General features: G+C 64.3%; 24 protein-coding genes and 1 pseudogene. 11 read left to right on the top strand and 14 right to left on the bottom strand.

Annotation, left to right across the window (positions count from 1 at the left end):
* Window positions 1–44 precede the first annotated feature (44 nt).
* The 10 genes and pseudogenes from QEH68_RS19890 to QEH68_RS19845 form a co-directional block, all read right to left on the bottom strand.
* Window positions 45–1,148 carry a substrate-binding domain-containing protein gene (locus QEH68_RS19890; protein WP_280624489.1) on the bottom strand — a complete coding sequence of 368 codons (1,104 nt, stop codon included), beginning with the start codon at window positions 1,146–1,148 and terminating at the stop codon, window positions 45–47.
* Window positions 1,149–1,227: 79 nt separating this feature from the next.
* The gene (locus QEH68_RS19885) at window positions 1,228–1,590 is read right to left on the bottom strand and encodes a hypothetical protein (protein ID WP_280624487.1); all 363 of its coding nucleotides are present in this window, start codon (window positions 1,588–1,590) and stop codon (window positions 1,228–1,230) included.
* Window positions 1,587–2,222, bottom strand: a complete 636-nt coding sequence (locus QEH68_RS19880) for an Asp23/Gls24 family envelope stress response protein (RefSeq protein ID WP_280624485.1) — start codon at window positions 2,220–2,222, stop codon at window positions 1,587–1,589. Before QEH68_RS19880 ends, QEH68_RS19885 begins: the two co-directional genes overlap by 4 nt.
* Window positions 2,219–2,802, bottom strand: a pseudogene (locus QEH68_RS19875) (RNA polymerase sigma factor). The gene QEH68_RS19880 and the pseudogene QEH68_RS19875 overlap by 4 nt, the downstream one beginning before the upstream one ends.
* Window positions 2,803–2,884: 82 nt before the next feature.
* Window positions 2,885–3,115, bottom strand: coding sequence for a CsbD family protein (locus QEH68_RS19870; RefSeq protein ID WP_280624483.1), 231 nt, complete (start codon window positions 3,113–3,115; stop codon window positions 2,885–2,887).
* Window positions 3,116–3,193: 78 nt separating this feature from the next.
* Window positions 3,194–3,835, bottom strand: a complete 642-nt coding sequence (locus QEH68_RS19865) for a hypothetical protein (protein ID WP_280624481.1) — start codon at window positions 3,833–3,835, stop codon at window positions 3,194–3,196.
* Window positions 3,832–4,413: a hypothetical protein gene (locus QEH68_RS19860; RefSeq protein ID WP_280624479.1), complete on the bottom strand. Its 582-nt coding sequence runs from the start codon at window positions 4,411–4,413 to the stop codon at window positions 3,832–3,834. Before QEH68_RS19860 ends, QEH68_RS19865 begins: the two co-directional genes overlap by 4 nt.
* Window positions 4,410–4,787, bottom strand: a complete 378-nt coding sequence (locus QEH68_RS19855; protein WP_280624477.1) for a hypothetical protein — start codon at window positions 4,785–4,787, stop codon at window positions 4,410–4,412. The genes QEH68_RS19860 and QEH68_RS19855 overlap by 4 nt, the downstream gene beginning before the upstream one ends.
* Window positions 4,784–4,975, bottom strand: coding sequence for a DUF2273 domain-containing protein (locus QEH68_RS19850; protein ID WP_207595387.1), 192 nt, complete (start codon window positions 4,973–4,975; stop codon window positions 4,784–4,786). The genes QEH68_RS19855 and QEH68_RS19850 overlap by 4 nt, the downstream gene beginning before the upstream one ends.
* Complete coding sequence (locus QEH68_RS19845) at window positions 4,972–5,472, bottom strand: Asp23/Gls24 family envelope stress response protein (protein ID WP_280624474.1); 501 nt, start codon at window positions 5,470–5,472, stop codon at window positions 4,972–4,974. Before QEH68_RS19845 ends, QEH68_RS19850 begins: the two co-directional genes overlap by 4 nt.
* 186 nt (window positions 5,473–5,658) lie before the next feature.
* Here QEH68_RS19845 and QEH68_RS19840 point away from each other — a divergent pair, with 186 nt between their 5' ends.
* The 6 genes from QEH68_RS19840 (at window position 5,659) to QEH68_RS19815 (ending at window position 10,806) form a co-directional block, all read left to right on the top strand.
* Complete coding sequence (locus QEH68_RS19840) at window positions 5,659–5,937, top strand: hypothetical protein (protein ID WP_280624472.1); 279 nt, start codon at window positions 5,659–5,661, stop codon at window positions 5,935–5,937.
* 97 nt (window positions 5,938–6,034) lie between these two features.
* Entirely contained in the window at window positions 6,035–7,936 is a 1,902-nt protein-coding gene (locus tag QEH68_RS19835) for a DUF2264 domain-containing protein (RefSeq protein WP_280624469.1), read from the top strand.
* A 119-nt stretch (window positions 7,937–8,055) separates the two neighbouring features.
* On the top strand, window positions 8,056–8,244 hold the full coding sequence (locus QEH68_RS19830; protein ID WP_280624467.1) for a hypothetical protein: 189 nt from the start codon (window positions 8,056–8,058) through the stop codon (window positions 8,242–8,244).
* 138 nt (window positions 8,245–8,382) lie between these two features.
* Window positions 8,383–9,183, top strand: coding sequence for a DUF1206 domain-containing protein (locus QEH68_RS19825; protein WP_280624465.1), 801 nt, complete (start codon window positions 8,383–8,385; stop codon window positions 9,181–9,183).
* 104 nt (window positions 9,184–9,287) lie between these two features.
* Window positions 9,288–10,214 (top strand): SDR family oxidoreductase, encoded by a 927-nt coding sequence (locus tag QEH68_RS19820; RefSeq protein WP_089596635.1) that lies wholly within the window; start codon window positions 9,288–9,290, stop codon window positions 10,212–10,214.
* Window positions 10,215–10,236: 22 nt separating this feature from the next.
* Window positions 10,237–10,806 (top strand): isochorismatase family cysteine hydrolase, encoded by a 570-nt coding sequence (locus QEH68_RS19815; protein ID WP_207595381.1) that lies wholly within the window; start codon window positions 10,237–10,239, stop codon window positions 10,804–10,806.
* Here the strand turns inward: QEH68_RS19815 and QEH68_RS19810 are convergent.
* The 3 genes from QEH68_RS19810 to QEH68_RS19800 all read right to left on the bottom strand — a co-directional run bounded on the left by QEH68_RS19810 (window position 10,803) and on the right by QEH68_RS19800 (window position 12,489).
* Window positions 10,803–11,672: an AraC family transcriptional regulator gene (locus tag QEH68_RS19810; protein ID WP_280624461.1), complete on the bottom strand. Its 870-nt coding sequence runs from the start codon at window positions 11,670–11,672 to the stop codon at window positions 10,803–10,805. The two genes, QEH68_RS19815 and QEH68_RS19810, sit on opposite strands and share 4 nt — an antisense overlap.
* A gap of 294 nt (window positions 11,673–11,966) precedes the next feature.
* Complete coding sequence (locus QEH68_RS19805) at window positions 11,967–12,227, bottom strand: hypothetical protein (RefSeq protein WP_207595379.1); 261 nt, start codon at window positions 12,225–12,227, stop codon at window positions 11,967–11,969.
* On the bottom strand, window positions 12,220–12,489 hold the full coding sequence (locus tag QEH68_RS19800; protein ID WP_089596629.1) for a GlsB/YeaQ/YmgE family stress response membrane protein: 270 nt from the start codon (window positions 12,487–12,489) through the stop codon (window positions 12,220–12,222). The genes QEH68_RS19805 and QEH68_RS19800 overlap by 8 nt, the downstream gene beginning before the upstream one ends.
* A gap of 583 nt (window positions 12,490–13,072) precedes the next feature.
* Between QEH68_RS19800 and QEH68_RS19795 the strand changes: the two genes are divergently transcribed.
* Entirely contained in the window at window positions 13,073–13,519 is a 447-nt protein-coding gene (locus tag QEH68_RS19795; RefSeq protein WP_207595378.1) for a hypothetical protein, read from the top strand.
* Between the two features lie 56 nt (window positions 13,520–13,575).
* On the opposite strand, the gene QEH68_RS19790 is transcribed toward QEH68_RS19795, so the two are convergent.
* A complete protein-coding gene (locus QEH68_RS19790) occupies window positions 13,576–14,304 on the bottom strand; it encodes an alpha/beta hydrolase (protein ID WP_207595377.1) in 729 nt (242 codons plus the stop codon).
* 231 nt (window positions 14,305–14,535) lie between these two features.
* Between QEH68_RS19790 and QEH68_RS19785 the strand changes: the two genes are divergently transcribed.
* Genes QEH68_RS19785 through hpaD form a run of 4 tightly spaced genes read left to right on the top strand, consistent with a single transcriptional unit; the run spans window position 14,536 to window position 19,363 of the window.
* Window positions 14,536–16,008: a fumarylacetoacetate hydrolase family protein gene (locus QEH68_RS19785; RefSeq protein WP_280628054.1), complete on the top strand. Its 1,473-nt coding sequence runs from the start codon at window positions 14,536–14,538 to the stop codon at window positions 16,006–16,008.
* A complete protein-coding gene (locus QEH68_RS19780; protein WP_207595375.1) occupies window positions 16,001–16,687 on the top strand; it encodes a GntR family transcriptional regulator in 687 nt (228 codons plus the stop codon). The genes QEH68_RS19785 and QEH68_RS19780 overlap by 8 nt, the downstream gene beginning before the upstream one ends.
* Before the next feature lie 35 nt (window positions 16,688–16,722).
* Window positions 16,723–18,234 carry a 5-carboxymethyl-2-hydroxymuconate semialdehyde dehydrogenase gene (gene hpaE, locus QEH68_RS19775; protein WP_207595374.1) on the top strand — a complete coding sequence of 504 codons (1,512 nt, stop codon included), beginning with the start codon at window positions 16,723–16,725 and terminating at the stop codon, window positions 18,232–18,234.
* A gap of 37 nt (window positions 18,235–18,271) precedes the next feature.
* A complete protein-coding gene (hpaD, locus tag QEH68_RS19770; RefSeq protein WP_280624449.1) occupies window positions 18,272–19,363 on the top strand; it encodes a 3,4-dihydroxyphenylacetate 2,3-dioxygenase in 1,092 nt (363 codons plus the stop codon).
* Window positions 19,364–19,366: the final 3 nt, after the last annotated feature.

The raw sequence follows: 19,366 nt of genomic DNA, 5'->3' as shown, positions 1-19,366 counted from the left end.
CAAAATGAACAGAAGTAAACAGTCGAATCGCAGGTGTGGGCAGGCTACACCTGCGTGGAGCCGCGCACCTCCAGCGCCGGGGACAGGTTCACCCGTTGCAGCGCGGACGTGCTTCCGCGCCGCGCCCCGATGCGGCTCAGGCACATCACCAAAGCCTGGTGGCCGACGTCGTATTTTGGCGGTGCCACAGCGGTCAGCGGGACGGCGCCGAGGGCGGCGATCTCGTCGTCGTAGGAAACGATAGCGAAGTCCTCCGGCACGCGGATCTGCCGTTCCAGGCAGGCACTGACGAACTGGAGCGCGTCCTCGTCGGTGTGGACAACAGCGGCCGTCACCTCCGCCGATCCGCACCAATCCAGGATCCGGTCCACCAGTTCACGGTGGGCTTGGGGATCGTTTTGGGCGCGGGACATGGCACGCACCATCGAGTCGTCGCGGGCATGTCCGGCACGGTGCATGGCCAGGTGGAAGCCATCGATGAGTTGTGGGGCGGTGGGGCTGTTTTCACGGAGGCAAATGGCGATTTTCCGGTGGCCGAGGCCCAACAAGTGGTTCACGGCGATTTCCGAGCCGCGGACATGGTCGCTCCGCACGGCTTCGAGCCGGCCGTGGTCCAAGGCGTCGTCGATGGACCGTTCCACCACTACCACCGGCACCTCTGCCTCGGCCAGCAGGTCCAGTGTTTCGGTACCTGCCAACGATTGCCCGCTGGGCGTAATGAGGATTCTATCCACGCCGTGTTCGTAAAGCCGCCGCAGCTGCCGCCGCTCTTCCGCGTCTGAATAGTTGGTGACGCCCAGCACCAAGCGGACGCCTGCTTCCTGCGCGGCGGCTTCGGCGCCGCGAATGACGCCCGGGAAATAGTACGACGCCGACGGCACGATCATCCCGATGGTGGCCAAAGGCCGCCTCCCGCCAGGACGCCAGGACGTGGAGGGCTGTGTAGCGGGTCCTGCCGACGGCTTGCCGCCCACCGGGATGGCGCCGCCGTGGACCCGTTCGAGCAGGCCCTGTTCAGCGAGCACTGCGAGGTCCCGCCGCACGGTCATCCCAGAGGTGCCCAGTTTCGCCGCGAATTCGCTGGCATTGAGGGAACCGTTCAGGGCGAGTTCCCTCAGGATGAGCTGTTGACGATCCTCGGTCAGCATGCAGGTGTCCGCCTATCAAGTTCACTTGTGTTCAGTTTGTTCATTATGAACCAGAACCCGGCTGCGTGGACCCTATCGGCTAACTGCCCAGCTTCACCACGGATATCTCGACGACGGCGGCCCGGGGGAGAAGGTGCCTGCGGATCGCGGCGGCTGCTTCGCGCGTCACAGCCGGAGCAGGACGGGAAGCATCCACGCCAATCCTGACTTTCACTGCCAGTGTGTCGGCGGTCCCCGCCAGGCCGATCAGGGGAAGTGTCTCGCCGGTGACCGCGGCCAAGGCGGCGCCGGCTATGGACTGCCACAACGGCTGCGCGGGATAGACCGAGTGGACCCCTTCCACCGCCTGGACGAGCACGAGCAGTTCCTCAGCCAGGGTGGTTGACGCGGCTGCCGACCCGCCTGAAGGGGAAGTGTTCGCGGCTTCCAAAAACTCCGTCATGGCTGGTCCTCCGTGCTCAGCGGTCCGGTGGTGGCGGGTGTATCTGTGGGCTGGACCGGCGGTGCCGGCGGCTCAAGGACGTCCGTCACGGTGATATTGATGGCTTGGATGTTCAGTTCTGTCTGGGCTGCCAGGGTCCTTGCCAGCTCGTCGCGGAGGGTGGCTGCGCGTTCTTCCATGGGGTGTCCGTACACCACGGCCACTTCCACCTCCACGGTGATGGGGGCTCCCATGGTGGTCACCTCTCCCTGCAGCCGGCATTTGCCGGCGGCTGTTCCAGGGAGTGCATCGGTCACGGACCGGATCAGGGCGGAGATGGCTCCTTCGGATTCCCAGAGCGTGTCATCCGGGTGTTCCGCCTGCAAGGGAATGCTCCGTCCGGGCCGCAGTTCCAGGCGCAGGTTGTCCAGGATGGACTGCATCCAGTCGTCATTGCCTGAGCCCGCGTCTGCTACATCGGACCGGAGCAACTCTCCGCCGAGTTGGGAGAGATGGCGCAAGGAGGCCAACGCGGCCTGGCATTCGGGGCACCTCTCCAGGTGGGCGGGATCATCAATCTGTCCCGTGTCCAGGTAGGCACTGAGATCCGCAAGGCTGTGCCCGCATTCGAGGGTGTCGCTGGGGGTGTTCATCGCCATTCCTCCATGGTGCGTGCGAGCGTGATCCGTGCCCGGGCCAACCGGCCGCGGACACTGGCTGGGCTGATGTTCAACGTCAGCGCAATCTCTTCGTAGCTCTGGTCATTGAACTCCTTGAGTACCCAACAGCGTCGTTGTTCCTCGGGGGTGCGGCCAGTGCGGCCTTGAGGGCTTCCACCCGGGAGGCATTGACTGCGTTGTTTTCCGGATCCTGGGTTCTCGTCCGGGGGCTGTCATCGCGCTGGTTTTCCACGTCGTCCAGATCCATGTGGTGGCGTCGTTTCCTGAGGTGGTCGATGCTGCGGCTGCCAAGGATCCTCAACAGCCAGCCTTTGACGGCGGCAGGCTCCCGGAGGGTGTCCAGCTGTTTCCAGGCCTGCACCAGTGTTTCCTGGACCACGTCATCGGCGTCCGCCAGGCTGCCGGTCAACCGGCGGGCGGTGGCCCGCATCAGAGGGCCGTGGCGACGGGCAAGCGCTTCGAACGCTGCCGTGTCACCGTCTGCTGCCCGGCCGGCCAGCAAGGCATCCGGAACGAGGTCCAGTTGGTGCTGCGCCACGGGTGAACCAGTCACGTTCTGCCTTCCCAGTGGGGTCGAGGTTAGTGGAGGAAAGGGGCCGGCCCCGCCATCGGTAAGGGGCCGGCCCGGGAGGGGCCTACTTCCCGGTGAAACCCTCTTTGAGTTTCCGGGCCGCGTCTTTGATGTTGTCTCCGATGTCGGCGGCAGCGTCCTTGACCTTCTCGCCTGCCTGCTGGAGCTTTGCCTGGGCCTGATCGTGCTGGCCTTCGCGCTCCAGTGACTGGTCGCCGGTCAGTCTTCCGGCACCTTCCTTGGCAGCGCCGAGGTGTTCGGTGGCAGCGTTGTTGATCTTGTCGTTGATTCCCATGGTGTTCCCTTTTCTTTTCAGTGCGCGTGCTCTGTGGTGCCGCGCATGGTTTGAGTGGAGAGAAGTGCGTTCCAGCGGTTACCGTGCACGTCGGGATCCTGACACCTGGGTTCGGGCGCCGCTGGTAATTCGGATCAGGACGGGGATGGGATGTCCCAGCAGGGCATCTATTTCGCGGATGAGTTCTTCGGCAGTGTCGGCAAGTTCGCGTGGCGAGCTTCCCTTGCGGGCTTCCACGCGGAGCCGGAGGGCGGTTCCCCGCCGTGACTCCCACGCCGAAACGGACGTGGCAAGGACGTCGCGGTTCCCGCTTAGGGCTTCCCGGAGGGCTGTGGAGACCAGGCTGACATCCACCACTGTCCGGCCCCGGGCTCCGCCTGTCCCCGGGGGTCCGTTGCCTGCGACCGTCCCGTCCAGTTGCTCGGCGAGGCGAGGAGTGCGTCCTCCGCCTTGGGAGGCGAGCCAGGCTGCGTTGAGGGCGATCCCCACAAGCAACACGGCGATTCCTGCCACCAGCCACCAACTCCGGACGGGGTCCGGTAGAGGTGCGGCGCCCACGAGGTTCCTGGCGGATTCGCGGACGGACGATGCCACTGCTGTCCAGGTATCCGCTGCTCCCGGCATGGTGCCAGCTGCAATGACTGCGCCACCGGCTCCCAGCAGTGCAAGGCCCAGGAGCGCAAGCAGGATACGGTTCAGTGCACGGTTTGTTTGCCTCATTGCCCCACTGCTCCTTGGTTCAATACCTGGACATCAGATGAGGTCCGGCGGTCCAGCGCAAAGGCGGCCAGTTCGCCGTCGACCACTGTTGTCACGGACTCAAGGTCCAACGGAACGCCCGACGTCGGACGCACCCGGACGCGTACGGACCGTCCACCGACGGTGGTGGTCACCTGCCCGGGGGCCAGGCCGGCGGCGAGCCGGGTGGTGTTGGAGAGAGCTGCGGCGATCACGTCGTCGTCCACCACCACGGCGGCGCGCCGGCTCGCCAGGGAGCGTCGGGCCTTCCGTCCCTTGCCCACGGCAAGTCCCAGCAACAGCAGGCCCAGAATTCCAAGGCCCGCTCCCGCAGCTGCCATTCCCACCGGGACTGTGGTGACCGGAAGGTCCACGAGCCACTGGAGCATCTGTGCGGGGCTTGCCAGCAGCGCCTGGTCCTTAAGGATCCACAGCACGGCTTCCACTGCGAGCCAGAGGAAGACGACCATGAGGATGCAGGCGGAAAGGATGGACGGAAGAGCCCGCGAAGAGTGCGTTTCCCGACGGATCATCCGCCGTTGGGTTCGGCCCTGGTTCACAGCACCCTCCTTTCCTTGAGTCGTTCCGTGGAGTGTTCCTTGGTGCGGGGCTGCTCCTTGGCTCCGGCGAGGCGGATATCCACCCGGCCGATCTCGAGCCCGGTCAGCTCCAGGCCGCGGGACACCAGTTGTGTTCGTGCTGTTTGAGCCTGCTGAAAGACGGTGGCTGTGGTTTTCCGCGGGCCCGGAAGCGGCGCGAGCGACAGCTTGACGGAGAGGCTTACTCCGAGCTTGCCGGCATCGTCCTCCAGCTCGGCTGCCACGTTTCCCGCTCCCACCCGGAACGCCTGGGCGGTGACGGCTTCCAGGGTTTTCCGGAGGGCGTGCTGGGTGATGCGGGTATGTCCGGCGCGGTTCGTTCCGGCGCGGTTCATGATGAGGAGCGCTTGCCCCGCAGTGCATCCAGCACGCCACGCAGGTCAAGCTTTCCTTCGGCGGAACGGCCCAGCACAGCCCCGGCACCCATGAACAGTGCCGTCAGCAGGAGGCCCCAGAAACCAAAGGCCAACCCTGCCAGGGCCAGGACAGCTCCGATGGCTATGCCGGCGATGGTGGGGTTCATGCGACCCTCGGCTCGCGCCCGGCGTCGTCTGCGTCTTCATCCTCGGAAGGAACGTGGATGTCGGTGATGGTGATGTTGACCTCGGTCACTTCCATGCCCACCAGGTCCTCGATGGCGGTGTAGACGGCGTCGCGGGCGTTGTCCGCTACTTCCTGGAGCGGGTGCGGGTACTCAACAACCAGGGTGACATCTACGGCCACCTGGGTTTGGCCCACTTCAACGCTGACGCCCTGGGTGAGGTCCTTCTGGCCCACCTTCTCGCGCAGGTTGCCGATGGCGCGGGCAGCACCGCCGCCGAGGGCGTAGACGCCCGGGATTTCCTGGATGGCGATGCCGGCGATTTTGGCGACGACGCCGTCGGCAACCGTGGTGGCCCCGCGGCCATCCTTGCCCTTATTCAGTGCAGGAGTGGTGGTGTCATGGGCCGCTGTGGGTTTGTCGCCCGCCGTGGTGTTCCTGGCCGGGACATCTGCGGGGGTGTGCGTCTGGATCGTCATGGCGATTGCTCCTGTCCGTTGGTTGCAGCGCTTGTTGTGCGCCGTCATGAATAAGACGTGCAGATGCAGGGATTCCTCACGCTCGAGTTTTAGTGATGTGCATCACCCCCACCGCAACTCGCCAATTTAGCTAGATTCACATATAACTAGTTTGTCGAGACACATTCTTACACGGGAAGGCACCAAGTGACTGCAGTAGTTGTGAGGGAATCGCAAGGTGGAGCTTCCCTCGAAGTAACGCCCCCAGTACTGATCACCGAGGCCGCTACGGCCCGAAGAACCGGAGTGTTGGACGAAGTGTGGACAGCTGCCGCCCGGGTGGAGGGGTTGCAGTGGGAAATGGACGAGGCTGAGGATTGCCTGGTACGGGCCATGCGAAACGCGACGGCGGCGGGAGCGGGCCTTCCGGACCTTGCGATTGCCTCGGGCCTGGGCTTTGCCGACATCGAGCGCCTCATGCAGTAGGCCTGGCGTCGGGTTCACTATTGTTCAACTCGCGTCATGCGAAGGATGGAACTCCTAGTGTGGTGGGGCTACTACTACGTGCCCCTGCAGGAGAATCATGGCAACCGCAATCACCATGCCCGCCCCGGATTATAACCTCAGCCCCATCACGGGCTGGACCCGGGAACACTGGGTAGCCTTCGCTGATCAGCAGTTACTCGCGGTGCGCCCCCACTTCTCCCCGCTGAAGGCGGCCATCCGGCTGGGTGGCCGCCCGTCGTCGTCGGGAGCTGTGTCCGACGGCCTGGAGGGCTTCGCGCGGACGTTCCTGCTGGCGGCCTTCCGGGTGGCGGGGGAGCAGGGCAGCGACCCCTTCGGGCATCTGGACTTTTACCGTGAGGGCCTGCTTCACGGCACGCAGAACAACGGGCCTGAAGCGTGGCTGCCCATCACCGACCGCTCCCAACCCATGGTGGAAGCCGCCTCCGTGGTCCTGGGGCTCCAGCTCACCAAGCCCTGGTTGTGGGACACGCTGTCCGCTGCGCAACAGGATCGGGTGGCTGCCTGGCTGCGGGGTTCCTCGCGCAGCACCTGTGTGGACAACAACTGGGTGCTCTTCCAAGTGATGATCGCCGAATTCCTGGCCGGTGCGGGCTTTGAGTACAACGCAGCCCAGATAGGGCATGGCCTGGACAGGCTGGACGACTGGTACGCGGGCGGAGGTTGGTACCGGGACGGAGACAACGACGGCACCGGCGACTTCTTCGACTACTACTGCGGTTGGGCCATGCACTTGTACCCCATCCTGTGGGCCGAGTTTGCTGCCGGCCGGCATCCACAAGCCGATCACCGGCTTGAAATCTCCCGCCGCCGCCTCGCCACCTTCCTGGAGGACCATGTCAGGTTCTTCGGCGCCAACGGTGCCCCGATGTTCCAAGGCCGCTCCCTGATCTACCGTTACGCCGCCGTCGCGCCCCTCTTCATGGGAGAGGCGGTCTGCGCAACGCCGCTCGCCCCCGGCCAGACCCGCAGGATCGCCAGCGGTGCAGCAAAGTACTTCCTCGACAACGGAGCCTACGACGACGGCCTGCCGTCACTGGGATGGCTCGGCGCTTTTGAACCGATGACCCAGGAATACTCCGGGCCGGCCTCGCCGTACTGGACCTCCAAGGCATTCGTCGGGCTGCTCCTTCCCGCCGACCACCCGGTGTGGACCGCCGTTGAGGAGCCTTCGCCCCTGGAAGCCACAGACGGCTTAAAGCATGCCGAGGCCCCCAACTACCTGCTCCACTCCACTGCTGCGGACGGCATCGCCCGCCTCCTCAACCATGGCAGCGACAAGTACTATGCGCCCGGCCCGGATGATCCCCTCTACCGCCGCCTCGCCTATTCAAGCCATACGGCGCCGCTGTTCACGGAGCACCCCGTCGACAACCACTTCGCCCTCCTCAACGATGCTGGGACGCCAAGCCGGCGCTCGCGGATCCACCGGCTGCCTGCGGGGCCGGGGCAGGCAGCCAGTTGGCACGCCCCGGTGTGGAACGATGCCGAGGATCCCGCTGATTCGGACTGGCGCGCCGCGACGGGGACCGCCGCTGCAGGCGGATACGAACTGCGGGTGCACGCAGTGGAGGCGCCGGACAGCTCCATCCTCGCGGTCCGGGACGGCGGTTATGCGCTCGCGGGTGATCAGCCGATGCCAAGCAGCGGCGTCCTTGCTGACGGCCGGCTGCACACAGCCATCTGGCCGCTCCACGGCTACACGGACAGCGGCACGTATCAGGCCCATGGGGTGTCCCCTTTTGGCGCCTTTGCCAGTTGCCGCTATCTGGAGGGCAGGCTGTCCGGGGAGCGCAGCTGTTTCGCCTCCCTGGTGTACCTCGGCGGCGAGCCGCCTGCCTGGGTTCCTCCCGCCGTCGGGCCTCCTCCCGCTTTTGAGCTGTTCGACGACGGCGCCAGCGTCAGCGCCCGCCTCGCCTTGGGCCCGGACCAAGTGCTGGAAGTGGAGTTCGCCCTCTGAAGTGCCGGCCCGGAATCTTGAGCGAATCTTGAGATGACCCGGCGCCCTTCTTGAGGGCTCCGTCCGATGGTTGAAACATCAGCCAACCGCTGACGGAGCTTCCAGGAAGGACCACCCAAATGACTGACCAGATCTCCACCCAGTCCCAGAACGCCAGCGTCGTTCATGACGCCCTGTCAGGCACCGCAGAGGTCGTCCGGCATGCCGGCGAGGTTCTCGGCCAGACGCGTGTGGCCGTCCGTGAGCAGTTCAACCCGCTGGGCGTAGGACTGCGCAGCATCTGGCCGCAGTCGGTGGTCGGTTTCTAAAAGGGTCGTACTGACCCAGAAACCTGGAGCTTTAAAGCGGGCAGGCACCTCCCCCATCCGGGAGGTACCCTGCCCGGCGTCCTTTAAGGGACGATGGATGCAGCTCAATAAATAAGGAGGCTTGTCATCAAGGAAGAGATGAGGAAGGCCGCCGAAGTGGCTGAGGAAGCGTCGAATTCGCAGGCCTTTGCCGCTGTTGCGCGCGGCGGGTATGTGGTCAGCGGAATCCTGCACGTGCTCATTGGCGTCATTGCCCTCCAACTGGCGTTCGGAAGCAGCGGCGAAGCCGATGTCAGCGGGGCCGTGACGTCCCTAGCCAGCCAGCCCTATGGGCCGCTGCTGCTCTGGGCGTGCTTCGCTGCCTGCGCCGCGCTGGCACTGTGGCAACTGGGAAACGCCATCCTTGGCCACCGGAACGGCTCGGACAAGATCACCAAGAAGCTGTCCGCCATAGGGCAGGCGATCGTCTTCGCCGCCCTCGCCACCACCATCGTCTCCTTCATTGCCGGCAAGGGCCAGAACAGCCGGGAGTCCAGCAGTGACTTCACCGTCACGCTCCTCAAGGCCCCGTTTGGGGTGTTTCTGCTGGTCGCCGTTGGTGCCGGCATCGCCATCACGGGAATCGTTTTCGCCGTGCGGGGATTCCGCCGGAAATTCACCAAGGACCTGGCGTTGTCCTCCAACAGTTCGGTGAAGAAGTTCCAAATGGGGGTAGGCGTGGTGGGGTACATCGCCAAGGGGATCGCCCTCTTCCTGGTGGGCCTGCTGGTGGTCATCGCGTCGGTGCGGGCCCAACCCGAACAGTCAACCGGGCTCGACGGCGGTTTGAAGGCGCTCAGGGAGCAGCCCTACGGGGTGTACCTGCTGGCGGCCGTGGCAGTGGGGCTGATCGCGTACGGCCTGTTCCTGATGGTCAAGGCGCGGACCCTGCGGACCTAGTTTTTCCGGACTGTTATGGCGGGAAGGGCGGATACGGATTCAGCGGTAAGTGAGAGAAGCGGTCAGCGCGGTTAGGCGGCGCCGAATGCGGGTAAGGAACAATCATGACTCATCATGATCCGGACAACTCCGGCCAGCCACAGAACCGTCTCACCTCTCCGCCGGCGGACCCCCGTCGCGGATACCACTCCGGCGAGTTCCCACAACAGGAGCAGGAACAACCGGGCCTGACCCGGCCCTTGGATCCGCAGCCGGACCACGGCGAGAAGAGTTACGTGGGACACGGTCGGCTGCAAGGCAAAACCGCGCTCATCACGGGCGGAGACTCCGGGATCGGCGCCGCTGTGGCTATCGCCTACGCCCGCGAGGGCGCGAAGGTAGCCATCAGTTACCTGCCGGAGGAAGAAGAAGACGCAAGGTCGACGGCGGAATGGATCCGCGAGTGCGGCTCGCAGGTGCTCCTCTTGCCCGGTGATGCGCGGGACGAGGCGTTCGCGGCCGAGATCGTGGAGCGGACCGTGCAGGAACTCGGCGGTCTCAACGTGGTGGTGTTGAACGCCGCTTACCAAAAGAACCGTGAAGGCCTGGAAACCATCCCCACGGAGGAGTTCGACCGCGTCTTCAAGACCAACCTGTACTCACTCATCTGGACTGCGCAGGCGGCCATTCCCCACCTGAGGCCAGGAGCATCGATCATTGTCACGGCCTCTATCCAGGCCTTCAACCCCTCCGCCCAGTTGGTGGACTACGCCATGACCAAGGCTGCCCAGGTGGCCTTCACCAAGGCCATGGCCGAAGAACTGGGGCCCAAGGGAATCCGGGTCAACGCCGTGGCCCCGGGACCCATCTGGACTCCGCTGATTCCCGCTACGGAATGGCCGGACAAGCTTCCCACGTTCGGCCAGGACACGCCGCTGGGCAGGGCCGGGCAGCCTGCTGAGCTGGCCCCGGCCTACGTGTTGCTTGCCTCGGATGAAGGCTCCTACATTTCCGGGGCCGTGCTTCCTGTGACGGGAGGCAAGGGATTGTGAACTGCTTGGCCGGAGGGCGCCCATGATCGCCGTGCTGGTCATCGACATGCAGAACGCTTACTTCGAGGACCCCGCATTGAAGGCGCGCCAGGAAGAAGTTGTTGCTGCCTGCAACTCCCTGACCAGCGCAGCGCGTGAAGCGGGCGCATACGTGCTCTTGGTGGGAACCGTGCATGAACGGGACAAATCCACGTGGAGCCTGAATATGCTGGACGACGATCAAGGTTTCATCTTCCGGGGCAGTGGGCAGGCGGAGTTCGTAGCCGGCCTGCTCACTGCCGACCTTCCCCGGCTCTTCAAGACCCGGGACAGCGCCTTCTTCGGGACAGACCTCGCCATGCGGCTCCGGAACTGGGAGGTGGACACTGTGATCCTGGCCGGAATCTCCGCCCATAACTGCATCGCGCAGACTGCGGCCGACGCCTTCGCCCACAACATCAGGGTGATCTATGCTGCAGAGGCCACCGGCACGGAGAACGCCGAGGCCGCCGAGTCGGTGTTGCGGGTCTTTACCCGCGAATACCGGCAAGCCGTGCTGCCGCTGGAGGAGATCCTGCGGTTCCTCGAAGCCGGGCCCCCAGCCTGGTCCTAGCGATCGCCTGGTTCTTCCCGCTCCACCGGAATCCAGAGCTGTCCGCGGCCGCGGTTGCCCCCTTCCTCCGCCTGGACGCTGAGCAATTCCGGCCCCGGTGCCCACCTGTACGGGTTGGCCGGAAACCACTCAGTAGCAGCGTCCGCCCACATGCTTTGCAGGACCTCCGGGAAACTCCCCTCGGTTTCGAAAACCACCCACAGGCCCGCTGGAATGTCCAGGACGTCAAACCCCTCCGGTGCCGGCTGGCTGGACGCCACGGCATGCCAGTAGTCCAGCCCGCTTCCCTCGCTCCGCTGCTCATCGATGTTGTCAGTGACGGACAGCGGGCCCGCCGGCTCCATGTCTGACAGCCCCAGCAGGCGGTGGGTGACAGCGGGATCCAGGCCCCGTTGAAATTCGATGATGGCCTGGTTGGGTCCTTCGTGGACCAGGGGGACGCGTGCTTTCAGGCCAATGAGGCGGAAAGCGGATTTGTCTTCTATACGGTGTTTCATGTCGGTATTCCCTTCGACTCGCAGGTGGAACCTCAGCTGAGGTTGGGAATGAAGCACGGCGCCGGCCTGCCTCGCTTCAGACGGCGTGAGGCCGTGCATGGCCTTGAACGCACGGGTGAACGCCTCAGCAGAGGCATAGCCGTAGCGGACAGCAACGGCCAGGACTGTGCCGCCGTCGATGATCTCCGCCGTGGCCGCTGTCAGGCGGCGCCTCCGGATGTACTCCGAAACCGGCAACCCGGCCAAAGAGGAGAACATCCGCCGGAAGTGATACTCGGACGTCAAGGCGAGCCTGGCCAAAGTCGCCACGTCAATGTCTGCCGTGAGGTCCTGCTCGATTGCCTCTATTGCCCGGTTCCACTCCTGCATGCTGACCTGTTCCTCGCCTTGTTTCCCTACCGTGTCTTCATTCCTGCCCTTGACACTACGGAGGGCTTGGGACCGATGCCCCACCTATCCTTGCCCGAAAATATCAGGGCCCGCTTCGATGGCCCGTTGCGATCAGAGCCGATCGGACGGCACGCCGCGCAGCGAAGCCCCGAAACGGGGCCACCTCCGCTGCCGGAATCCGATGCAACGCAAGGACCCGGAGGCTGCGGCTGCAGCACTCCGGGTCCTTGGTGTTATTCAGTTACTGCCGGTTAGGTGACAACCGGTTCATTCTTACGGGCGACTGGAGCCGGATGCTTCTTCATCCGGTTCGGATGAGAAGGGCCGGTCCTCAGGGATGTCTTCCGTGTTGTGCTCGTCCAGCTCAGCGTCGGCCGAGGGTACCGTCTTCTCGGCGTAGTCCCCTGCGGTGTAGTCGCCTCCGGCGTCTTCTTTCAGGGTTTCCGGGGATACCCCGGAATCGCCGTAGTCGCCCTCGGAGTACTGGCCTTCGAGGTCGTCGCCGTTGGCGTCGCGGTTCTGGTTGTTAGCCATGGTGGGTCCTGCGGCTGGTGACCAGGCCGTAGATCAGCAGCACGATGATGGAGCCGCCGATAGCCAGGAGCCAAGTGGTCAAGGAGAAGAATTCCTGCAGGCCCGTACCGAAGATCAGGCCACCGATCCAGCCGCCCAGAAGAGCGCCGACGACGCCCAACAGGAGGGTGATCAGCCAGCCGCCACCCTGGCGGCCCGGAAGGATAAGTTTAGCGATAGCGCCGGCCAGAAGACCGAGCAGAAGAAAACCAAAGAAACCCATTTTTGGTCCTACTTTCTTGTTGATGGAAATTCCATGAACGTGATGAAGCGAGTAAGTTCACCGGGTGCCTGTTCCGAGGTATAGGCACCGTAATGGGGCCCCTGGAGGCCCTATGGAATGTGGGGATTGGAACTGTTTATGCAACCCCGATGAATTTATGAAAAGCAGCCAATAAAGCACTCCTGCCGATTGGGTCGGTCTCGGTACTACACCAGTAACGCTAGCGGCTCCCGGGGCTAGTAGCAAGTAACCTGACTATTAGCTCAGCCTTGCTTGCGGGCCCGGAATGCCGGGGATCCGCGCTCCAGTGGCCCTCGGGGGAGTCCATTACGTCCTTGGTGGCAGCCTCGATTTTCCCACCCGACTGCTGGAGGTCTGCCTCAGATGGCCCGCCGCGCCCCGGCCTGGAGGCCGCCGTCACCGGTGTTGCTTCCCGCGGTTACCCGCTGGCTGGCTTTGCGGTTATTCCAAATGTTCTATTTCGGCAAATTACTATTGAGCATGCCGTAATCAATGGGCAGGTGACAGGTCATGCCCGCCGGGACTAGTGTCGAAGAATACCGCCTCGAAAGGAGTGATTCCTGTGAAAGGGAAAGCATTGTTCGCCGTTGGAGTGGCCGTTGGCTACGTCTGGGGATCCAAGTCCTGGCCGGAGGTGTATCGGCGCCTCCGCGGAGGCACTGAAAAGGTCTGGAAGAATCCGGAAGTCCAGGAGAACGTCCACCATGCAACTGAAGCTGTCCAGGAGTCGGTTCCGGACATCCTGGACAACCTCTATGAGGCCGGCAAAAAGCTGATGGAGAAGGCCGAGAGCATGTTCCCCGGCATTACCTCGCCGAAGGCGGACCAGCGGTCTGGTCCCTCACATACCAGCAACTCTTCCACTGGCCCTACTGTCACCACCGTCCCCACGGTCACGTCCGACGTCGTGTCGGACCCAGCCCGTGATGACACCACCGGAAGTGACTGGGCGGATGAGGGTGGCGCAGTGCCGGAGGGGCCCGCCACGAACACGCCGCCCAAGGCCTAAATCCCTCGAGCGTAGTACCCCTCACGTTGGACGGCCCCGGTCCCTGGGCTTCGGTGTCAGGGGAGGGCCGGCGTCGGGGGCTGCTTGGCGTGCTCCGCAGCGGTCAGGATCGCCTCTCCCAGTTCCTTCGGCTTGGTGAATTGCGGCCAGTGGCCCGTGGGAAGGTCGATGTAGTCCACGTCCCGGATCCGTGCGAGTTCGGCGGTGAATGGGTGCCCGGCGTCCATCCATTCCTTGAGGAGCGACGACGGGAACTGGCACGCGATGATCGTGGCCGGAACGTCGTACCTGCGGACGTCGCTCAGGTGCTGCTGGTCGAGTGCCACTCCCTTGGGCTCGGGGATGGCGCGGGCGCGGAAAGTTTCCTTCAGGTCATCGGTGAGGTCAACCAGGTCTTCGTCTTCGAACGCTTCCCAAGGCGGCAGCGGGATGTCGTCGCCGTCGTCGGGCAGCTCATCATTGATGACCCCACCCTCGCCAAGTGGTCCGCTGTCCACATAGATGGCGCGGGCCACACGGTCCGGGCGGGCGTCGACTGCGCCGTGGATGATGGCGCCGCCGCCTGAGTGGCCCACCAGGATAACGTTGCCCTCCAGCGAGTCCACTTTCGCCACCACCGCCTCGATGTGCGTCCGAAGACCGATGCCGGCGCGTGGAGCATCGGCAGATTCCAAGCCGGGCAAGGTCAGTGGGTGAACTGTATGGCCGGCGGCAACCAGCGGGGGAGTCACCTCCTCCCACGACGATGCGTCCAACCAGAAACCGGGTACGAGGATGATGTCCATGCCGGTACCCTACGGGAGGCCTCCGACAGGATGTAAGGGTGGTCGGCTAAGCGGCCTCCCACTGCCCCCACCAAGGACCAGCATTCCCACCCGCTTGGGCGCGGAAAGGGGGGTTGACGCGGGTCACATATCGGGTTCATAGTTATCGTATACGATTTCGTACCTGATGCAGCTCGAGGAAGAGGAGGCGCCGTGACAGTGGAGTTCCGGACCCAGGAAGTCAGCCAGGACATGCTGGCCCGGACGCGCAAAGTCATTGCCGTCCACATCAACTACCCCAGCCGCGCGGCCCAGCGCGGGCGCACTCCCGATCAGCCGTCGTACTTCCTGAAACCGCCGTCGTCGTTGGCGCTCGGCTCCGCCGACGCCCCGGGCACTGTTGAGCGTCCCGCAGGTTGCGAACTGCTTGGCTATGAGGGCGAGATCGCGCTGGTGATTGGCAAGTCCGCCCGTCGCGTGGGTCTCGAGGATGCATGGAGCCACGTCGAGTGGGTCACGGCGTCCAACGACCTTGGTGTGTACGATCTCCGCTATGCGGACAAGGGCTCCAACGTCCGGTCCAAGGGCGGCGATGGTTTCACCCCCGTTGGCCCGGCGCTGATTCCGGCCGACGCCGTTGATCCCGCTGCTCTAAGGATCCGCACCTGGCACAACGGCCACCTCGTCCAGGATGACACCACCGAGGACCTGCTCTTCCCTTTCGCGCAGCTCGTTGCGGACCTTTCGCAGCTGCTCACGCTCGAGGAGGGCGACATCATCCTCACCGGAACACCGGCAGGCGCCTCGGTGGCCAAGCCGGGTGACGTCGTCGAAATCGAGGTCACCGGCGGTGACTTCAGCAGTGGCCGCCTGGCCACCAAAGTCACGGAAGGCACGACGCCGTTCGCGGACTTTGGTGCCCGCCCCAAGACTGATGATACTCAGCGTGAGGAGGCCTACGGATCGCGGGAAGCTGCCGGTCTGGAGGCTTCGGGACCGGCAGCTGCCGAGAGTGTCCTGACGCCGGAGTTGAAGGCGAAATTGGAGTCCGTCGCCACCGCCACCCTGTCCTCCCAGCTCCGCAAGCGAGGGCTGAACAATGTGAGCATCGACGGCCTGCAGGCCACGCGCCCGGACCGCAAAGTCGTGGGCCTCGCGCGAACGCTGCGGTACGTGCCCAACCGGGAGGATCTCTTCAAGACCCACGGCGGCGGGTTCAATGCCCAGAAACGCGCTATCGATTCCGTCAACGAAGGCGAAATCCTGGTCATGGAAGCCCGGGGAGAGAAGGGGACTGGCACTGTTGGGGACATCCTCGCACTGCGGGCCCAGGTCCGCGGTGCTGCGGCGATCATTACCGACGGCGGCGTCCGCGACTACTCCGCTGTGGCCGACTTGGAGATGCCCACCTACTTCGCCAATCCGCACCCGGCAGTCCTCGGACGCCGGCACATCCCGTGGGACACGGACATCACCATCGCCTGCGGTGGTGCAACTGTCCAGCCCGGCGACATCATCGTGGCCGACTCCGACGGCATCCTGGTGATTCCCCCGGCCATCGCCGAGGAACTGGTGGACGACTGCATCCAGCAGGAAAAGGAAGAGACCTTCATTTTCCAGATGGTCCAGGAAGGCAACAGCGTGGACGGGCTGTACCCGATGAACAAGGACTGGCAGGCACGCTTCCAGGAGTGGCAGAGCCGGCAAGGAGCCCACAGTGACTGAAACCGCCGTCGGAAGTACCGCCGTCGAAAACGCCGGAGCCCAAAGTAAGTCCCAGCAGGCGTATGCCGCCGTGAAGGCGAGGATCGTTGAGGGCGCTTATACGCCGGGTTACCGCTTGGTACTCGCCAAGATTGCTGAGGACTTGGGTTTCAGCGTGGTCCCGGTTCGCGAAGCGATCCGCCGCCTGGAGGCCGAAGGGCTGGTGAAGTTCGAGCGGAACGTGGGCGCTACTGTGTCCGGAATCGACCCCACCGAGTACCTGTACACCATGCAGACCCTAAGCATCGTGGAAGGTGCGGCCACGGCGTTGTCCGCGCCGCTGATTGACTCGGTCTCCATTGCCCGTGCCCGTGCGGTGAACGAGGAGATGCGGGAGTGCCTGGAGCACTTTGATCCGGTCCGCTTCACCTCCTTGAACCAGGACTTCCACAGTGTCCTGTTTGAGCACTGCCCCAACCCGCACATTCTTGACCTGGTCCACCGGGGCTGGAACCGGCTGGCCTCCATCCGGTCCTCGACCTTCCGTTTCGTCCCTGGCCGAGCGCAGGAATCGGTACGGGAACACGAAGCTTTGCTGCAGCTCATCGAGAGCGGTGCAGACGCCGACACCATCGAAAAAGCAGCCCGCCAGCACCGCGCTTCCACCCTGGACGCCTACCTGGCCCAAGCCAAGCAATAACTACCAACCACTGATCGCTAGTTAGGACTTCAACGATGACGACCTCAGTAGAGACCGCCAAGCACTACATCCCAGAGAACCTGCCGTCCCACATCCAGCACTTCATCAACGGCGAGTTCGTTGATTCGGTATCCGGCAAGACCTTCGATGTCCTGGACCCGGTATCGAACGGCAACTACGCCACCGCTGCCGCCGGCCAGAAGGAAGATATCGACCTCGCCGTCGCCGCGGCACGTGAGGCATTCGTCAATGGCCCGTGGCCGAAGATGAAGCCGCGCGAACGCGCCCGGGTGCTGAACAAGATCGCCGATGCCGTCGAGGCACAGGAAGCCCGCCTCGCCGAGCTGGAGACGTTCGATACCGGTCTGCCAATCACCCAGGCCAAGGGCCAGGCACTCCGGGCTGCCGAAAACTTCCGCTTCTTTGCTGATCTGATCGTGGCGCAGTTCGACGACGCCATGAAGGTCCCCGGCTCGCAGATCAACTACGTGAACCGGAAGCCGATTGGCGTCGCAGGCCTGATCACGCCGTGGAACACCCCGTTCATGCTTGAGTCCTGGAAGCTCGCCCCGGCGCTGGCCACCGGCAACACTGTGGTGCTGAAGCCGGCCGAGTTCACGCCTTTGTCCGCCTCGCTCTGGGCGCAGATCTTCAAGGATGCGGGCCTGCCCGACGGCGTGTTCAACCTGGTCAACGGCCTGGGCGAAGAAGCCGGCGATGCCCTCGTGAAGCACCCGGACGTGCCGCTGATCTCCTTCACCGGCGAGACCACCACGGGCCAGACCATCTTCCGCAACGCCGCCGCCAACCTCAAAGGCCTGTCCATGGAGCTCGGTGGCAAGTCCCCGTGCGTCGTGTTCGCCGATGCCGATCTGGACGCCGCAATCGATTCGGCGCTGTTCGGGGTGTTCTCCCTCAACGGCGAACGCTGCACCGCCGGCTCACGCATCCTCGTGGAACGTGCCATCTACGACGAGTTCTGCGAAAAGTACGCCGCCCGGGCCAAGAACATCGTGGTGGGCGATCCCCACGACCCCAAGACCCAGGTGGGTGCCTTGGTTCACCCGGAGCACTACAACAAGGTGGCGTCCTACGTGGAGATCGGCAAGTCCGAAGGTCGGCTCCTCGCCGGCGGCGGCAGGCCCGACCACTTGCCCGAAGGCAACTACATCGCACCGACGGTGTTCGCCGACGTCGCGCCTGACGCGCGGATCTTCCAGGAGGAAATCTTCGGTCCCGTCGTGGCCATCACGCCGTTCGAGAACGACGACGAAGCCCTCGCCTTGGCCAACAACACCAAGTACGGCCTGGCGGCCTACATCTGGACCCAAAACCTGACCCGGGCCCACAACTTCTCCCAGAACGTGGAAGCCGGCATGGTGTGGCTCAACAGCCATAACGTCCGTGATCTCCGCACCCCGTTCGGCGGCGTGAAAGCCTCCGGACTGGGCCATGAGGGCGGCTACCGCTCCATCGATTTCTACACCGACCAGCAGGCCGTGCACATCACCCTCGGAGCTGTTCACACTCCCAAATTCGGCGCCTAGCGCTTCCCACCAGACCTTTCAACGAAGAGAGAATCCCATGAGCAACTTCACCGGCCCCATCCCCACCCCCACAGTCCCGGCACCGGACATCGTCCGCTGCGCCTACCTGGAACTGGTGGTCACGGACCTGGCCAAGTCCCGCGCGTTCTACGTGGACCTCCTCGGCCTGCACGTCACCGAAGAGGACGAGAACACCATCTACCTGCGCTCCTTCGAGGAGTTCATCCACCACAACCTGGTCCTCCGCAAGGGCCCGGTCGCAGCCGCTGCAGCCTTCGCCTACCGCGTAAAGTCCCCGGCGGAGGTGGACGCCGCCGAGGCCTACTACCGCGAACTGGGCTGCCGGGTGGAGCGCCGCCAGGAAGGTTTCACCAAGGGCGTGGGCGACTCCGTCCGAGTGGAGGACCCGCTGGGCTTCCCGTACGAGTTCTTCTACGACGTGGAGCACGTCGAACGCCTCACTCAGCGCTACGACCTCTACTCCGCCGGTGAGCTGGTCCGCCTGGACCACTTCAACCAGGTCACCCCGGACGTCCCACGCGGCCGCAAGTACCTGGAGGACCTGGGCTTCCGCGTCTCGGAAGACATCAAGGATTCCGACGGCGTCACGTACGCCGCGTGGATGCACCGCAAGCAGACCGTGCACGACACCGCCCTGACCGGTGGCAACGGACCCCGCCTGCATCACATCGCCTTCTCCACGCATGAGAAGCACAACATCATCCAGATCTGCGACAAGATGGGTGCCCTGCGCATCTCCGACAGGATCGAACGTGGACCCGGACGCCACGGTGTGTCCAACGCGTTCTACCTCTACATCCTGGACCCGGACGGCCACCGCGTGGAGATCTACACCCAGGACTACTACACCGGCGACCCGGACAACCCCACCGTCACCTGGGATGTCCACGACAACCAGCGCCGCGACTGGTGGGGCAACCCCGTCGTCCCGTCCTGGTACACCGAGGCCTCCTTGGTCCTGGACCTCGACGGCAACCCGCAGCCCATCATCGAGCGGACTGATACTTCTGAGATGGCTGTCACCGTCGGCGCCGACGGCTTCTCCTACACCCGACCCGAGGGCGCTTCAGATACGGCGGAGGGCTTCAAGCTGGGAGCCCAGGTCTAAACC

This window comes from Paenarthrobacter sp. OM7, from assembly GCF_029873575.1.
Taxonomy (GTDB): domain Bacteria; phylum Actinomycetota; class Actinomycetes; order Actinomycetales; family Micrococcaceae; genus Arthrobacter.
The sequence above is the reverse complement of the archived record's forward strand: the minus strand, read 5'-3'. Positions and strand labels throughout refer to the sequence as shown.

Excerpts from the sequence above, each read along its gene's own strand:
- hpaD (WP_280624449.1), top strand. The coding sequence starts at position 18,272 with ATGAGCAACTTCACCGGCCCCATCCCCACCCCCACAGTCCCGGCACCG.
- QEH68_RS19810 (WP_280624461.1), bottom strand. The coding sequence starts at position 11,672 with ATGCAGGAGTGGAACCGGGCAATAGAGGCAATCGAGCAGGACCTCACG.
- QEH68_RS19820 (WP_089596635.1), top strand. The coding sequence starts at position 9,288 with ATGACTCATCATGATCCGGACAACTCCGGCCAGCCACAGAACCGTCTC.
- QEH68_RS19825 (WP_280624465.1), top strand. The coding sequence starts at position 8,383 with ATGAGGAAGGCCGCCGAAGTGGCTGAGGAAGCGTCGAATTCGCAGGCC.
- QEH68_RS19850 (WP_207595387.1), bottom strand. The coding sequence starts at position 4,975 with ATGAACCCCACCATCGCCGGCATAGCCATCGGAGCTGTCCTGGCCCTG.
- QEH68_RS19845 (WP_280624474.1), bottom strand. The coding sequence starts at position 5,472 with ATGACGATCCAGACGCACACCCCCGCAGATGTCCCGGCCAGGAACACC.
- QEH68_RS19885 (WP_280624487.1), bottom strand. The coding sequence starts at position 1,590 with ATGACGGAGTTTTTGGAAGCCGCGAACACTTCCCCTTCAGGCGGGTCG.
- QEH68_RS19805 (WP_207595379.1), bottom strand. The coding sequence starts at position 12,227 with ATGGCTAACAACCAGAACCGCGACGCCAACGGCGACGACCTCGAAGGC.
- QEH68_RS19790 (WP_207595377.1), bottom strand. The coding sequence starts at position 14,304 with ATGGACATCATCCTCGTACCCGGTTTCTGGTTGGACGCATCGTCGTGG.
- QEH68_RS19880 (WP_280624485.1), bottom strand. The coding sequence starts at position 2,222 with ATGAACACCCCCAGCGACACCCTCGAATGCGGGCACAGCCTTGCGGAT.
- QEH68_RS19835 (WP_280624469.1), top strand. The coding sequence starts at position 6,035 with ATGGCAACCGCAATCACCATGCCCGCCCCGGATTATAACCTCAGCCCC.
- QEH68_RS19830 (WP_280624467.1), top strand. The coding sequence starts at position 8,056 with ATGACTGACCAGATCTCCACCCAGTCCCAGAACGCCAGCGTCGTTCAT.
- hpaE (WP_207595374.1), top strand. The coding sequence starts at position 16,723 with ATGACGACCTCAGTAGAGACCGCCAAGCACTACATCCCAGAGAACCTG.
- QEH68_RS19785 (WP_280628054.1), top strand. The coding sequence starts at position 14,536 with ATGCTGGCCCGGACGCGCAAAGTCATTGCCGTCCACATCAACTACCCC.
- QEH68_RS19870 (WP_280624483.1), bottom strand. The coding sequence starts at position 3,115 with ATGGGAATCAACGACAAGATCAACAACGCTGCCACCGAACACCTCGGC.
- QEH68_RS19865 (WP_280624481.1), bottom strand. The coding sequence starts at position 3,835 with ATGAGGCAAACAAACCGTGCACTGAACCGTATCCTGCTTGCGCTCCTG.
- QEH68_RS19815 (WP_207595381.1), top strand. The coding sequence starts at position 10,237 with ATGATCGCCGTGCTGGTCATCGACATGCAGAACGCTTACTTCGAGGAC.
- QEH68_RS19800 (WP_089596629.1), bottom strand. The coding sequence starts at position 12,489 with ATGGGTTTCTTTGGTTTTCTTCTGCTCGGTCTTCTGGCCGGCGCTATC.
- QEH68_RS19890 (WP_280624489.1), bottom strand. The coding sequence starts at position 1,148 with ATGCTGACCGAGGATCGTCAACAGCTCATCCTGAGGGAACTCGCCCTG.
- QEH68_RS19855 (WP_280624477.1), bottom strand. The coding sequence starts at position 4,787 with ATGAACCGCGCCGGAACGAACCGCGCCGGACATACCCGCATCACCCAG.